Source organism: Bradyrhizobium sp. KZN70725, assembly GCF_055264925.1.
Map to the genome: position 1 here is coordinate 26,053 of NZ_JBUYWT010000043.1, position 14,235 is coordinate 40,287.

Below are 14,235 nucleotides of genomic sequence, written 5' to 3' on the forward strand. Positions count from 1 at the left end.
GGTTTCGTGCTTGTCGCTGCCATATGGGTCAGCGCGTCGGCGATCGCCCAGACAAGCTTGACCTCCGGCGCCGCGACGACCCGACTTGCGACAGTCGCCGAGCCAAACGAGAGTATCGCGGCGGGCGACCTCGTCCGGGTCATTTCCTATTTCGGCGCCTGGACACTTGTCTGTGACAACCGCCTTTCGACGCGCAGGCGGGTCTGTGCAATCGAGCAGAACCTCACAGAAGGGGACGTCTCTCTGTCGTGGCGCATTGGGCTGACAAATGATGGCAAGCCGGCTCTTGCCATCGATGTGTCCAAGACAGTCGATCAGATGGCGGGCCTTACATTCAGGGTTGGCAAGTTCGTCACCACCATCCCTTTTGAAAGCTGCGTTACGACCTGTCGAGCGGTCATTCCGTTTGACGGCTTCATTCAACAGGGTGTGCTCGACAGCGAGCTCGTGGGGTTTGCTTTCACTCTGGCCGGAAACGCGACTGCGATTGTCGCCGACATGAACGGATTTAAGCAGGTAATGGCGGCGGCGCAGCGTCCGCTCGACCTGACCTCCGCAAACCCGGCAAGTCCGTCACGGCCAGCGCGAGCCGCACCAAAATCCAAGGCCAAGGCCGCGATCGCTGAGGTCAATCCATGAGTTCAAAAATGGCGCCAACTGTCCGGAAAGGTCTGCACACATCGTCGATCCTGCGTCACCTGTTCTCAAAACATGGGACCGTAGACATGAGAGGCGGCTCAATTCTCCACCGCATCATGACTAACGATGTCCGAGATGATCCGACGGATCTGCCAATGGTGGCGCCCTTCAGGGACGCCACCCGACACAATCTCATCCCACGGTAGGAGCTCGTTCATAGACATGGCAAGGTCCGAATTCTTCTATCCCGTGTTGGCGGGCGTTGTTGTTTGCAGTCTCGCCGGTGGTGTGGCCATGGTGCTTGCACAAGGAAGCACCCCGCTCGCGATGCAGAGACCGAAGGCGCGCTCGGCCTTGGCGAAGTCTCCGCTTGCTGCACAAAAGCCGGCTCAGCCTGCCCTGCAGGGAGCTGCTCAGGCTGCGCCGGCGGGTTCGGATCCACAGGGCGCACCAAAGCCTTCAGCCTTCGACGAGAATATCAGTCGGTCCGGAATTAAGACCTGCGCGAAGGGATATGTGGGGCTTGGGCAGGGCGTGATCCCTGCACAGTCCGAGTTTGCGGCGCTGTTTCAGTGGAACAAGGAGAATGCAGACACGCATTCCGTGCAATCACTCGTCGGCATCCGATCGTCGGACCAGAGCGTTGCCGGCGTGATCTTTGCTGCGCCGGTCGGTGGCGCTTGCGAGGGGCAGTTCGTGCGCGTGACGCCGGTTGCCAGCAGCTGCAGTGCGTTTGCGCGAGAGATGAACCCCAAGAGTACGGTTCAGGCGAACCTTGGCCAAATCCCCGTCATCGCGACAACCGATGGGCCTCAGGTTTTGCTTGTGCCCGCAGGGGAGACGGCCTGCACCGTCGTTTTGGTCGGACGTGTGACTCTGTGACGATGAAGATGAGGCCGGGCGCGAAGTGTTTTGGAAAAGTCAGTGACGGGTCAGCAAAAGAAGAACAGAACATAACGGGAGGACGGTGGATGTTCCCACCATCGGGGTTGCGCAAGCTGGCCGTCGATATGGCGGTCGACTCCATTCGGTCTGGCGCGCTTCAGGACGCGATCGACCGTCGTGTTCGGCTGCGAACTGAAAGCCAGTCTGACGATGGCGCGGAAGCACTCCGGGATTATCTGACCGGGGAAATGTCCACGACATTGAAACGGCTGGGCTTCACCTGCCGAATTGTTGAAAACACCCTCCACGCCTGCGCCCCCTTTCTGATCGCAGAACGACACGAGGATGATCTGTTGCCGACAGTACTGCTGTATGGCCATGGCGATGTGGTTCACGGCAAGGAGGAGGCATGGCGAACGGGTCTCAGTCCATGGCGTCTGACGATTGATGGTGATCGTTGGTACGGGCGGGGGACGGCGGACAATAAGGGGCAGCACTCGATCAATCTGGCGGCCCTGGAGTCTGTGCTCGATGTCCGCGCGGGCCGGCTGGGATGCAATGTGAAATGGCTCTTTGAGACCGGCGAAGAGATCGGCTCTCCGGGATTGCGCGAGCTCTGTCGGGCCGAAAAAGGGACGCTTGCGGCCGACGTGTTCATCGCGTCCGATGGCCCCCGTCTCACGGACGATCGACCGACGATCTTCCTTGGATCTCGAGGCAGCGTCTCGTTCAGCTTGAGCGTGACGCTGCGCGAGACGGGCTTGCACTCAGGAAACTGGGGCGGTCTGAAGCGGAATCCGGCGACGCTCCTCGCCGCTGCTCTCGCGACCATGGTGGATCAGCGGGGCCGGATACAGCTGGACGGCTTGAAGCCGTCGGGGATTCCGGAGCAGATCCGTCAGGCGATCATTCGCTTGCGGATCGATGAAGATGTCCTTGGCGAGCCTATCGATACCAGGTGGGGCGAAGAGGGAATGAGCGCGGCGGAGCGGCTCCTCGGCTGGAATGCGCTCGAAGTGCTCACGTTGAGCGCCGGCGATCCACAGAAACCGGTCAATGCCATCCCGCCATCCGCAACCGCCCGATGCCAGCTGCGCTTTGTCGTGGGTACGCCGTGGCGCGAGGTAACGGCAGCGCTGCGCAATCATTTCGACAGGAACGGTTTCGAGGATGTCAAAATCACGTTGCACCGGTGCACGCCCGCGACCCGCGGAGATCCAGGCGCGCCCTGGGTAAAATGGGCCGAGGCTTCGTTGCGGGCCACGACCGGCAAGGATATCGCCGTGATGCCGAATCTCGGCGGGACCCTTCCCAATGACATCTTCGTCGATGTGCTGGAGTTGCCGACGATCTGGATTCCGCACTCCCATCCCGGCTGTCACCAGCACGCGAGCGATGAACATCTGTTGGCCTCGGTTGCGGCAGAGGGGCTTCAGGTCATGGCTGGCATTTTCTGGGACCTCGGCGATGGACAGCGTGCCAGCTAGAGCACTGCGTCGGGAGAAAAGCATGCAGTCGCAAGCAGAAGGGCCCGCCTCGATTGCGGACTCGAGCAGGCGCCACACGCAGACGCCTCGATGGCGCGAACCGGTCGCCGCGCTCATCGGCAACACGCTCGAGTGGTTCGACGTCGGCGTGTATGCCCTGTTCGCCGCCACGATTGGACGGGTGTTCTTTCCGTCCAGCGACCCGAACGTCTCGCTCATGCTGGCGTTCGGCACGTTCGGTGCGACTTACCTGATCCGGCCCGTCGGTGCAGTCGTCCTCGGAGCCTATGCCGACCGGGCCGGGCGCAAGAAGTCGATGACGCTGTCGCTGAGCTTGATGGCGATCGGTACACTCATGATGGCAGCGATGCCGTCATATGCTGCGGTCGGCGTTCTGGCGCCGGTCGGGGTCGTCGTAGCGCGGCTGATCCAGGGGTTCTCCGCTGGTGGCGAGTTTGGAAGCGCCACGGCCTTTCTCACAGAGCACGCGCCGCGCAGGATGCGCGCGCTGTTTGGCAGCCTGCAGTTTGCCAGCCAGGGGCTCGGCACAATCCTTGGCTCGCTGTTCGGCTACTACCTGACGGTCTCGCTGTCGGCCAGCGAGATGCAGGCCTGGGGCTGGCGGATCCCCTTTCTGTTCGGTCTTCTGATCGTGCCGGCCGGGCTTTACGTCCGACATGCCGTGGATGAGACACCGGAGTTCGAGCAATTCCGCGCAAGTCGTGAAGGTCCGCAAGTCAATCCGTTCATTGAATTGCTCAGGACACAGAAAACACTCGTGTTGATTGCGGTCGGCAGTATCGTCGTTTCTACTGCGTCGACCTTCATCATCAAGTATATGCCGTCCTATGCGGCCGGCAGGCTCGGGCTTGCGGAATCGGACGGCTTTGTTGCCACCTTGCTTGCCGGTTGCATCCTGACCTTCGCCACGCCGATCGCGGGCTATCTCGCAGACCGCGTTGGGCGCATCAGGTTGATGACGGTTGCGGCGGCTTTCTATCTCATTGCCAGCTACCCGTTGTTCTATCTGCTCGCCGCCCGACCGAGCGTGACTGTGCTGCTGGTGATCGTCGGCGCAATTGCGATCATCAAGGTCGTCTATTATGCGCCGCTGCCTTCGATCATGGCCGACATCTTTCCGGTGACGACGCGTGGGACCGGGCTCAACCTCAGCTACAATGTCGGCGTGACGGCTTTTGGTGGCTTTGCGCCACTGATCTCAACAGCTCTCATTGGTTTGACGGGATCGTCCGCCGCGCCCGGCCTCTATCTCGTGTTCGTGTCCGCCATCAGCATAGCGGCGCTGGCGGCCGTGACGTTCTCTCTCAAGCTCAGGTAGGCAAGCGGTCGCGCCATCGAAGACTTTGGCAGCGGCGGATCACGGAGGTTGGCAAATGACTGTGCTGGAGACACTCGCGAACTGGTGCCACGATCGCGATGCAGTCTGGACGGAGACGGAACTTTCGCGCGCGGAGCACGCGATTGCCGACACCATCGCGTGCATCGTTGCAGGTAGCCAGGATGCAGTTAGCAAACGCGTAATCGGGAGCCTTTTAGGATGGGACGGCGCCGGCACATCGACGGTGATCGGGACATCGCGATGTTCGGCCGCGCCCTGGGCCGCCCTGATCAATGGCACAGCCGCCCACGTGCTCGAAATCGACGACAACTACTATCCGGGCCTGACCCACGCCTCTGCGATTCTGGTGCCGGCCCTGCTTGCGGTCGCCGAGGAGATCGATGCGAGCGGAGCCAGTCTCGTTGACGCTTATATTGTCGGTCTCGAGCTTCATGCCGCGCTGGGGCGGGGCGTCAATCGGTCCCATTATTTTGCCGGCTGGCATCCTACAGCGACGGTCGGTTGCATTGGCACCGCGGGGGCCTGTGCGCGCCTTATGGGGCTGTCGCGCGAGGCGACGCTTCATGCGATGAGTCTTGCGACGAGCATGGCGGCCGGCAACAAGGCGCAATTCGGGACGCAGGCCAAGTCGGTTCAATGCGGACTAGGAGCGCAACACGCCGTGATGGCTGCCCGGCTCGGCGCCGCCGGGGTGCAGGGTAATCCGGCCGTGCTGGAGCACCCCCAGGGATTCCTTGCACTTTACGGCGGGCCCGATCCGCGGGGATGGGAGATGCCCCTGAGGATTCTCGACAATCCACTGGCCATCGAGGAGTTCGGCCTCGCGCCGAAGCGACATGCGTGTTGCGGATCGGCGCACAACACGCTGGACTGCATTCTCGATCTTCGGGCCCAGCATCCGTTCAATGCAGATGAGGTCAGGAGCATTGAGGTTTTGATCGGGGCAAGCAATCGCCGCAACTTGCAATACGACAATCCGGAAGACGCTTTCCAGGCGCGCTTTTCCATGCATTACAATGTCGCGCTGATCCTGTTGTATGGCCGCGTAAGCGTATCGGATTTCACGGACGAGGCGGTTCGGCGGCCGGAGGTGCGCGCGCTGCTTGACCTGACGCACATATCGGCGCGTCGTTTTGACGACGAACCGAAGGATCCGGACATCCGTCTGCCACATCTCGTCAAGCTCACCCTTAAGGATGGACGGGTGTTGCGGACAGAGCGTGCTTATGCGCGGGGACTACTCCAGGATCCATTCACCGATGCGGAGCGTGCAGACAAGATAGCCGACTGCTGTCGTCCCGTCTTGCCGGGCAATCGACTGCCGGCTTTGTTCGATCAACTGCGTTCAGTCCGAACCGTCGCGAAGGTTCGCTCGTTGATGGACCTGCTTGCTTTTCGGTCGGACCGGCGGATCTGATTTGGGCTCGAGCGCAAGGAATGCAGATAGGGGGCTGACCCACGGTGCGCAGCCATTTACGCCGGGCGCAGAAAGAAACAGGCCGGCAGGTCTTTGGGGTGGCGATCTGGGTGCGCGGAATTGACTCGTGGACGATCCACGACGCACGAAATTGAGGGAGATGTCATGTTGCTGACTTCCAAGCGAAAGGTCGAACGCCTTGTTCTCTTCGACCGGGTCTACAGTCCAAGGAGCGCATTTTTCGACGTGCAGCATGGCAGGCACCGGCAAATGAACCGGTTCGCAAGGCCTTCGAGGCATGTGGGGCCATCTTCATACGTCACGGCTCGAGCGGGACGCCAACGTTTGTACGCGCAGCAGTTCGCCATCCTCGAGGCAATTAACGCCGGCGCCGCCGAGCGCGTGCGGGAGGACTCGGTTCTGTCGGAGGAAAAGCCGCCGGGCTGACACCATGACGAAAGTTCCAGCTCTGCTCTGCTCAAAAGAACCACGGCGCTCATCCTGTCAGGGGCGCAGGCTGGCCATAACGACAGGACAGACGAGGAGGAGCCGTTCTTGACCTTTTCTCTCGCAGCCGATCATGCACCCGCCGAACGTGCCAAGATCCAGCGCGCGATCATTGCGGCGACGATCGGTACGATCATTGAGTGGTTCGACTATGCACTCTACGGCGCGGCGTCGGGTTTGGTCATAAACCGGCTTTTCTTTCCGCAGTTTTCCACCTCTGCAGGAATCCTGGCGGCGTTTGCGACATTTGCCGTCGGCTTTTTCAGCCGGCCGCTCGGCGGAATTCTGATTTCGCATTTCGGTGATCGCTTTGGTCGCAAACCTGCTCTCATTTTCACGATCTCGCTGATGGGAGTGTCCACAGTCGCCATGGGCCTGCTGCCGACCTATGCCCAGGTCGGGATTCTCGCACCCGTTCTCCTCATCATCTGCCGCCTTCTCCAGGGGTTCGGTGCCGGCGCAGAATATGCGGGCGCCGTCACGCTTGTGGCTGAATATGTCCCTTCCTCTCGGAAGGCATATTTCACGGCCTACCTGCAGGCCGCGGCCGTCGCTGGCATCATGCTCGCCACGCTGCTCTTTCTCTTTGTCGCCTATCTTCCGGAAGACGTCTTGTTCGCCTGGGCGTGGCGAATTCCCTTCCTCGTCTCGGCTTTGCTGCTCGGCATAGCGCTCTATATTCGCAAAAGACTTGATGAGACGTCGGAATATGTCGAAGCAATGGAGCGGGCCGTAGCTCAACGAGAGGAGGCGCGAGCGCCAATTGTTGAGCTCTTTCGCAACAGTCCGCGTGAAGTCGTATGCGGCTTCCTCACGCTTACGGGGCACAATGCGAACGTCTACATCCTGAACACATTCAGCCTGAGCTATATGACGAATACTCTCGGTATGGCTCGGACTGACGCATTGACCGCCGTCATCATTGCGACTTCGACGGGCATCGTGCTGACGCCGCCGATGGGCGCGCTGGCTGACCGGGTGGGTCACGCGCGCGTCTATCTCTTTGGCGCGATCTTCATCCTGTTGTTTGCCTTTCCGATGTTCGCGATGCTCGATTCGAAGAGCCTGGTCCTTGCGTCCCTGGCGCTGAGCATCGCTTTCGGTATCGGCTTTGGCGGGCTTGCGAGCGCGCAAGGCGCATTTCTCGCAAATCTGTTCCCGACGCGATGTCGCTTCTCTGGCATTGCATTGGCGCGCGAAATGAGCGCGCTGCTGATTGCAGGGCCGACACCATTCATCGCTTCGGCGCTGGTGGATGCGGGCGGTGGCAAGCCAACATGGGTGGTCGTCTATCTGATGTCGGCTTGTGCCATCAGCGTCGTATCGATCCTCGTCATTCGGTCGCGGTCCCATGAGCGCGGCAGCGCCTGACTCGTGTCAGCGGGGCAGTAGCATGCGGAGAGGACGGACATTCTTGATCGCACCTCCGGGGCTGGAAGGTTTCGCGCTCCTGTTGACCATTGACCGACTGAAAGTCCCGATCTGAGGCCGACGATGTATTCGCGCGGTTTACGTTATTTCCGTAGGAGGATCATGGCATATGAGCAAGATATGCAAGGTTGAGATCATCGACTTCGTGTTTGACGTCCGCAATCTGCAGCGCACCGGTTTCGGTCTGCACGTTGGCTTCAAACGCGGCGCGACGTTACAGGTCGTGAAGAACGCCATTGCCATCGAGACGAAGGATGGGCTGCGCGGCGAGTATGTTACCAACTGGTGTGCCAGCCCTGCCACGCGGGGCGAGATGGAGATGCTCGCTCCATTTCTGCTCAGCCGCGACGCGCTGCAACGGGAAGCGCTGTTCGACGATCTCAAACGAGAGATACGGCAATGGTCGGGCATGGGACATGGACCGCTCGACATCTGCCTGTGGGATCTCGCTGGCAAGAAATACGGTGTATCGGTCTCCGAACTCATCGGCGGCTATCGTCACCGCCTTCCGGTATATGCCTCGACCTATCTGGGTGATGCGGAAGGTGGCCTTGATTGCAAGGAAGCCTACGCGGCATTCGCCGAACAGTGCTATGCGCTTGGCTTTCGCGCCTACAAGATCCACGGCTGGAATGATGGCGATGCACGCCGGGAGGCTGAGAACGTCCTGCACGTAGCGAAGGTGGTCGGTGACCACATGGTCCTGATGCTCGATCCGGCCAACCAGTTGCGTACATTCTCTGACGCGCTCTATGTCGGCAGGGCCTGCGATGAAGCCAGCTACTTCTGGTACGAAGATCCGTTCCGGGACAACGGGAAATCCGCCTTCGTTCATAGGAAGTTGCGCGAGATGCTGACAACGCCGCTACTCCTCACGGAATATGTGAGAGGTATCGAACCCAAGGCAGACTTCATCGTTGCGGGAGGGACGGACTTTCTGCGTGTCGATCCGGAGTACGATCACGGGATCACGGGGGCGCTGCGCGTAGCCCGTCTCGGCGAAGCGTTTGGCCTCGATGTCGAAATACATGCATGTGGCCCAGCACACCGCCACCTGATGTCGGCGATGCGCAACAGCAACTATTATGAGCTCGCCCTCGTCGGACCGGAATGCCCCAACGTGATCGCTCCGGTCTTTACCTGCGGCTATAGCGATCAGCTCGATTGCGTGGGCCAGGACGGATGCGTGCCGGTACCGACCGGACCGGGCCTCGGCGTGTCCTACGACTGGGATTTCATCAGGAAGAACGCCGTGGCGAACCGGGTGTTCGTATAAAAGAGTTGGTCGCTCAACCCGGCGATCGCTGTCGTGTAGTCGAAGTCCGGAGAGACGTGCGCGTTCTGACGCCTGGAACGCCACCGCTCGAGAGATGGAAGGAGGAAGACCGTGCCACACAAGCCGTCCGAATCGGCGCCACAAGCGTCTGTGACCAAAGGTGATCGTCGAACTGACTCAAGCGGTGGAGCCGGGCAAGCGACGTTCGCCCCGAATCCGACGATGGCTGTCGAGGTGATCGCCTACAATCGAGCTTCTCGCGCGCTGCGGAAGGAATTTGACTTGCTGCAGTGTCGCGTCTACGCGGAACCGGAGCAGGACGCAGATCCAGCGCCTCTTCACGATCCGGCTCTCGATGCACTCTCGTTCTACATCTGCGCGGACGACGGCAGGGTCATCAGCTATGCGGCCGTGGTCAGCAAGACAATCCGGCATGGTGTGCACACATTCAGCATCACCGGCTTGAGCCACGTGATGACAGACCCCGCCTATCGGGGGCGACATCTGGGTTTGCGCACCGTTGCTGCAGCAACCCGATGTATTGAGCGAAGCAGTGCAGATATCGGCCTCTTCACATGCGATCCACCATTGGCGCAGTTCTACGAACGGGCGGGCGCCTGGCCCGTCGTTCCGGATGTCGTGTTGATTGGTAGCCGGGATGAGGAAGCACTCTCCAGCGCGACCTTGAAAAAAGTTGTCCTCATGCGGCTCCTTTCGACGAAGGCCCGCGGTCTAGGGTCGATTTTCACGAATGCGACCATCGACCTCGATCTGCCCGTCGGTCAATTTCTATGAAGCTCCCATGATTGACGGATGAAGCAACCGCTTGCTGTCTTTACTGGGCATGATGCAGCTCCGCTGAAGCGGGCGTCCAACTCTGCCGGTTGCGGTATTGCCGGCTTGGGCCCATGGCTTTGGACGCTTATCGAGCCCCGCGAAGCTGGCGCGCGCGGCGCCGTTGCAGGTTGCAGGCGGTGCCCACGCAATCCTGCAGGAACGGCGCTCGGCCGCGCGGCCCTTGTCGGTACGGGTCCACACTGCGCGGTCAACTCTGCGCCACATACGAGCCGCAAACCATGAGGCGGATAGAGCATTGGTTTCAGGAGTTCGTCGACGCCATCCAGATGGCCAATGGCGCGGCCGACTTCGAGTGTGTCGCGAGGCGGATCACGGAGCGGTTGGGTTTCGAATGGTTCGCCTATCTGCGCTTGACCGACAATGTACCGACGCTGATCTCCTCTTATCCGAAATCCTGGACCGGGCGGTATTTCGATCTTCGTTATCAGGATCTGGATCCGGTGGTGCGGCGGGCGCGCCGCGAGCATGATGTCTTTAACTGGGGAGGCGGGAGCCCGCAGGCAATGGGTACGCCCGAGCAGCGCCGGTTCTTCGATGAAGCCATGACGTTTGGCATCAACTCTGGCGTCACGGTGCCGATCAGAGGCGGCTTCGGACGAATGGCCGCATTTACGCTCGCAACCGGCGAATCGGCTGCCCAAAGCGAGCAATTGATTGCGGAAGTCCGGGACGTCATTCAGCTCGTTGGGCTCTATTTCGATACCCACGTGACGGCGAAGCTCACTGTTGGCGCCGAGGCACCGCTCATCAAGACGGTTTTGACGCTGCGCGAGCGGCAGTGTCTCGCATGGGCGTCGCGGGGAAAGACCGTCGCCGACATAGCGTTGCTGGTCGGGACGGCGCCGCGCACCGTGGTCTTCCATCTCGAAAACGCGCGCCGCAAACTTGACGCAGCATCGATCGCGCAATGCGTGGCGGAAGCGCTGCGCCGGGGCCTGTTGCCCTGATCGAGCTCGCCGGCTACCACCGCTCGGTGGTGACCGAGGTTATTGATGTACCTGTTCGCAGTCAGGACCCATGTTTGCTGGCCGTTGCACCCATGCTCCGGTTCGCCGCGACGTCATTTCCATGGCCTCGACCCGCAAAATTCGACAGGCGAAGCCGCTGCGACGCTTTGATTTGGTGACCGCTCCCGTCAAGCAGGAGGTCACCCATGTACGTTATTGCGCTAAGTTGTTCCCGGTTTGGCCAGCATCTCGATCTTCTGAAGGCGATGTTCCGGTTGCGTCGGCGTGTGTTCAAAGATCGCCTTGATTGGAATGTCTCCGTGTCAGGCGAGTTTGAGCTCGATATTTACGATGTGCTCAAGCCCGTCTATCTGCTGTGCATATCGGAAGAGCGTAACGTTGTGGGAAGTGTTCGGCTGCTTCCGACCACCGGCCCGACAATGCTCGCAGACACGTTTCCTGATCTGCTCGGTGGTCGGCCGGCGCCGCGCAACGAGAAGGTGCTCGAGAGCTCTCGGTATTGCATTGACGCCAATCAGGCGGGCGAGCTTGCGCGGAACGGTCTCAATCGTGCGACCCTCATGCTGTTCGCCGCGATGATCGAGTACCTGCAAATCGCGAATGCCGAGGCTATTGTAACCGTCACGGACACCAGGCTGGAGCGTATCTTGCGGCGTGCCGGATGGCCACTTGAGCGCATCGCGGCTCCGCATCCGCTGGGGAGCAGCATGGCGCTTGCAGGCTTCTTGCATCGTTGCGACGAGGCGCTGGCCGCGATGCGTCGGAGCGCTGGTGTCGAGGGGCCGGTTCTGGTAGACCCGGATTGGCTGGGGCGCGTGCGGTGACCCGCAGCCGCTCCGCGAATTTCTGCCACTGAGCTAATTCGGCTGTAACGATTTTCCGTCGACGGAACCGGTGCCGAAATCCGTGTGGCTGCACATGCGGGCGTTCAGCCTATCATCTTGCTAGCCGTGGGCGTTAATGCCCGAAAGGTGGTTAGGGGAAGGGACGGATCCCGAAGAGGAATCATGGGTGAGGCGAACCTCAGTGGGCGGACGTTTGCGGAGATGCTGGCCAACAGACAGGGCCGCATCTACCGCGCCGGTCAGAATGCGGCCACGAGCATGCAAGCAGCGACATTCCCTTAAGATTCCGGGCCGACGCAAAGAGCGCGCTGAGTGTTAACCCGGCGATCAGGGAATCACCACGCTCGGTCGGGGCGGCAGCGACACCGCGGCCGTTGCGATGGCGGCGGCACTGAAAGCCGAGCGCTGCGAAATCATCAAAGTGGTCGACGAGCATTTGCTCGGCCGATCCGCGTATCGTACCGGATGCAAAGCCATTGCGGCGAGCGGCACGAAACGCTTGCCCGGGATCATTGGTGAGGCCGAGGCGGTCGAGATGATTCTTCTGAGGTTGACCGTGACGGGACCGTGTGCCCACGAAATCGGGACCGTGCATGAAGTCGTCGTCGACCCGCTCGCTCGCGCCGAGGAGATTGGTGCTGAGCTATAACTATCAGCTTGAGCAAACCTACGGCATGCGGCGTCCGACGATGACTGATACGAGGTCCTCGAGGGGTGCTTACGTTTGCTCTTGAGTTCGGACGGCCAATGCTCGGCCTAAAAGCGGTATTGCCGATATTGAATCGACCGGCCTGCCAATCGCTTCTCTTTCTACGCCAATCTACGACCGACATCGGCGTCTCGTTGCAATCAGTAAAATTCTGCTCTCTCTAATCATCCCCATCGAAGGGCATTCCTTGCCCTTTTCAGTGAGGATGGCGATGAGTTCTATTCACTTAGCTTGGAAGCGATCTCGCGCGGCGCGCGGACGATGTGTCCCGCGCTCAATCCTGCGATTTCTCTCAATCGCGCACGCGTCAATCGTCGAGGCGACGCTCAAACCGAATGGTCGATCGCCGGATCGTTCAAATGCGCTGCGGTTCGACGGATAACCCCAAACGTTTCGCAGTTGCTTATGGCGCACGAGCTGCTTGGCGAACTGCCCATCACATGAGCGGTCAAGGCCGCGCCGCGCTGTAGAGCGCGAGCGCTCGGCGACGTGACTTCGCGGCCATGTGCGCCGAGCTCAGCCGCATTTGTAATTCTTCACGCGAAAGGAGATCGTGACATGTTGAGACCGGTATTGGGATCCGCCCTGTTCCTGTCGGGGGTGGCTATTTGGCTTTCTGCAGCGGCAATGGCGCAGGTCCAACACGGCGTGGTAACACCGGTAGTGCAGAAATTTCGGCCGCCCGGCGGCTGCACAGACCAGCTCAGGCAGCAGTGGAAGGCGATGGGCGGCGAACTGGACTGCGCCGAACAGAAGCCGGTGCCGGTGCCGGCCCCACCCGCGACTGCACAATCGATCCCGGCCCCGCAGCCGGTGTCGACGCCGCAGCCGGTGATCCAACCTCCAAGCCCGAAGGACATTGTCATGTCCAATAATGATAATCTCGGCAGATCGACAGCTTCGACCTTCGGAGGAGGGGCCATCTTTGACCCCACGACCGGGCAGGTTACTCACTTTTCGACACTCGTGAATGGAATGCCCTCCACCAATGTCGGCGGCGCGCTCGAAGCGATCGAGCAGCAGATTGCCACGATGAGCTCCTCCATGATCAACGACATCGGAAGCGGCGCGGTCGGGCTGGTCCGGCAGAGGGACCCAACAGCGGCCGTGACCATAGCTGCCAAGACGGGTGGCAAGCTCGTCGATCTGACCGGCAGCGACGGCCGTCGGACCTTGACGGGCATCACAAATGGCATCGTCTCAGCGCAATCGTCTGATGCGCTCACGGGGCAGCAGCTGTACCGGTCGGCCGATTCGGTCGCGACCTGGCTTGGCGGGGGCTCGCACGTCAATTCCGACGGAACCGTGTCGCAGCCCTCGTATACGATCCTCGGGAGCACCTATCATGACGTCGCCTCTGCCTTGAATGCTGCGTCTGTGAACAGCATTCGATATGACGTCGCAGCAGACGGTCATCGCCTGAATTCGGTAACTCTGCAGGGCGGCTCTCCCGGCGCTGTAGCGCTGCACAATGTGGCCGCGGGTACTGCGGCGAACGATGCGACCAACCTGAAGCAACTGAATGATGGTCTCGCCGCGCTGGGCATTGAAGACCGGATGTATACAGATCGAAAGGTGGCGGCGGTGGACCGGCGCGCGCGAGCGGCTGGTTCGGCAGCGATGGCGGCGGCGGGACTCGCCTTCTCGGATGAGGCCAAAGGCGACCGCTCCGTAGCAATCGCGGTCGGCACGTTCCGGCACTCGGTCTCGTTGGCGGGAGGCCTTGCCTACCGCGCGAGCGATGCGGTGCGCCTCAAGGCAAGTGTGTCCTACACGTCGGACACGGGCGACGTTGGAGCCTCCGGTTCAATCGGCGTCAGATTCTGACTTCCTCCGCGCAGCGCCATTGTCGC

The 14,235-nt window shown here is 60.9% G+C and carries 13 protein-coding genes; all 13 read left to right on the plus strand.

The annotated features are described in order from the left end of the window. Positions 1-6: 6 nt before the first annotated feature. Positions 7-639 carry an invasion associated locus B family protein gene (locus ACZBJS_RS30755; protein ID WP_316396878.1) on the plus strand — a complete coding sequence of 211 codons (633 nt, stop codon included), beginning with the start codon at positions 7-9 and terminating at the stop codon, positions 637-639. Between the two features lie 222 nt (positions 640-861). Then, positions 862-1,521 carry a hypothetical protein gene (locus ACZBJS_RS30760; protein WP_316396879.1) on the plus strand — a complete coding sequence of 220 codons (660 nt, stop codon included), beginning with the start codon at positions 862-864 and terminating at the stop codon, positions 1,519-1,521. Positions 1,522-1,610: 89 nt separating this feature from the next. Continuing rightward, entirely contained in the window at positions 1,611-3,011 is a 1,401-nt protein-coding gene (locus ACZBJS_RS30765; RefSeq protein WP_463439668.1) for a M20 family metallopeptidase, read from the plus strand. Positions 3,012-3,033: 22 nt separating this feature from the next. Then, positions 3,034-4,350 (plus strand): MFS transporter, encoded by a 1,317-nt coding sequence (locus ACZBJS_RS30770; protein ID WP_316396881.1) that lies wholly within the window; start codon positions 3,034-3,036, stop codon positions 4,348-4,350. Between the two features lie 55 nt (positions 4,351-4,405). Then, positions 4,406-5,788: an MmgE/PrpD family protein gene (locus ACZBJS_RS30775; protein WP_463439669.1), complete on the plus strand. Its 1,383-nt coding sequence runs from the start codon at positions 4,406-4,408 to the stop codon at positions 5,786-5,788. 165 nt (positions 5,789-5,953) lie between these two features. Continuing rightward, entirely contained in the window at positions 5,954-6,235 is a 282-nt protein-coding gene (locus tag ACZBJS_RS30780) for a hypothetical protein (protein WP_463439670.1), read from the plus strand. Between the two features lie 108 nt (positions 6,236-6,343). Next, a complete protein-coding gene (locus ACZBJS_RS30785; protein WP_463439671.1) occupies positions 6,344-7,666 on the plus strand; it encodes an MFS transporter in 1,323 nt (440 codons plus the stop codon). A 169-nt stretch (positions 7,667-7,835) separates the two neighbouring features. Beyond that, positions 7,836-9,002: an enolase C-terminal domain-like protein gene (locus ACZBJS_RS30790; protein WP_316396884.1), complete on the plus strand. Its 1,167-nt coding sequence runs from the start codon at positions 7,836-7,838 to the stop codon at positions 9,000-9,002. A 222-nt stretch (positions 9,003-9,224) separates the two neighbouring features. Next, positions 9,225-9,797 carry a GNAT family N-acetyltransferase gene (locus tag ACZBJS_RS30795; RefSeq protein WP_253639368.1) on the plus strand — a complete coding sequence of 191 codons (573 nt, stop codon included), beginning with the start codon at positions 9,225-9,227 and terminating at the stop codon, positions 9,795-9,797. Between the two features lie 281 nt (positions 9,798-10,078). Further along, positions 10,079-10,807 carry an autoinducer binding domain-containing protein gene (locus ACZBJS_RS30800; protein WP_316396885.1) on the plus strand — a complete coding sequence of 243 codons (729 nt, stop codon included), beginning with the start codon at positions 10,079-10,081 and terminating at the stop codon, positions 10,805-10,807. A 206-nt stretch (positions 10,808-11,013) separates the two neighbouring features. Then, a complete protein-coding gene (locus ACZBJS_RS30805; protein ID WP_463439672.1) occupies positions 11,014-11,652 on the plus strand; it encodes an acyl-homoserine-lactone synthase in 639 nt (212 codons plus the stop codon). Between the two features lie 355 nt (positions 11,653-12,007). Then, positions 12,008-12,322, plus strand: coding sequence for a Clp protease/crotonase-like domain-containing protein (locus tag ACZBJS_RS30810; RefSeq protein ID WP_463439685.1), 315 nt, complete (start codon positions 12,008-12,010; stop codon positions 12,320-12,322). Between the two features lie 618 nt (positions 12,323-12,940). Beyond that, positions 12,941-14,209, plus strand: coding sequence for a YadA-like family protein (locus ACZBJS_RS30815; protein WP_463439673.1), 1,269 nt, complete (start codon positions 12,941-12,943; stop codon positions 14,207-14,209). Positions 14,210-14,235 lie beyond the last annotated feature (26 nt).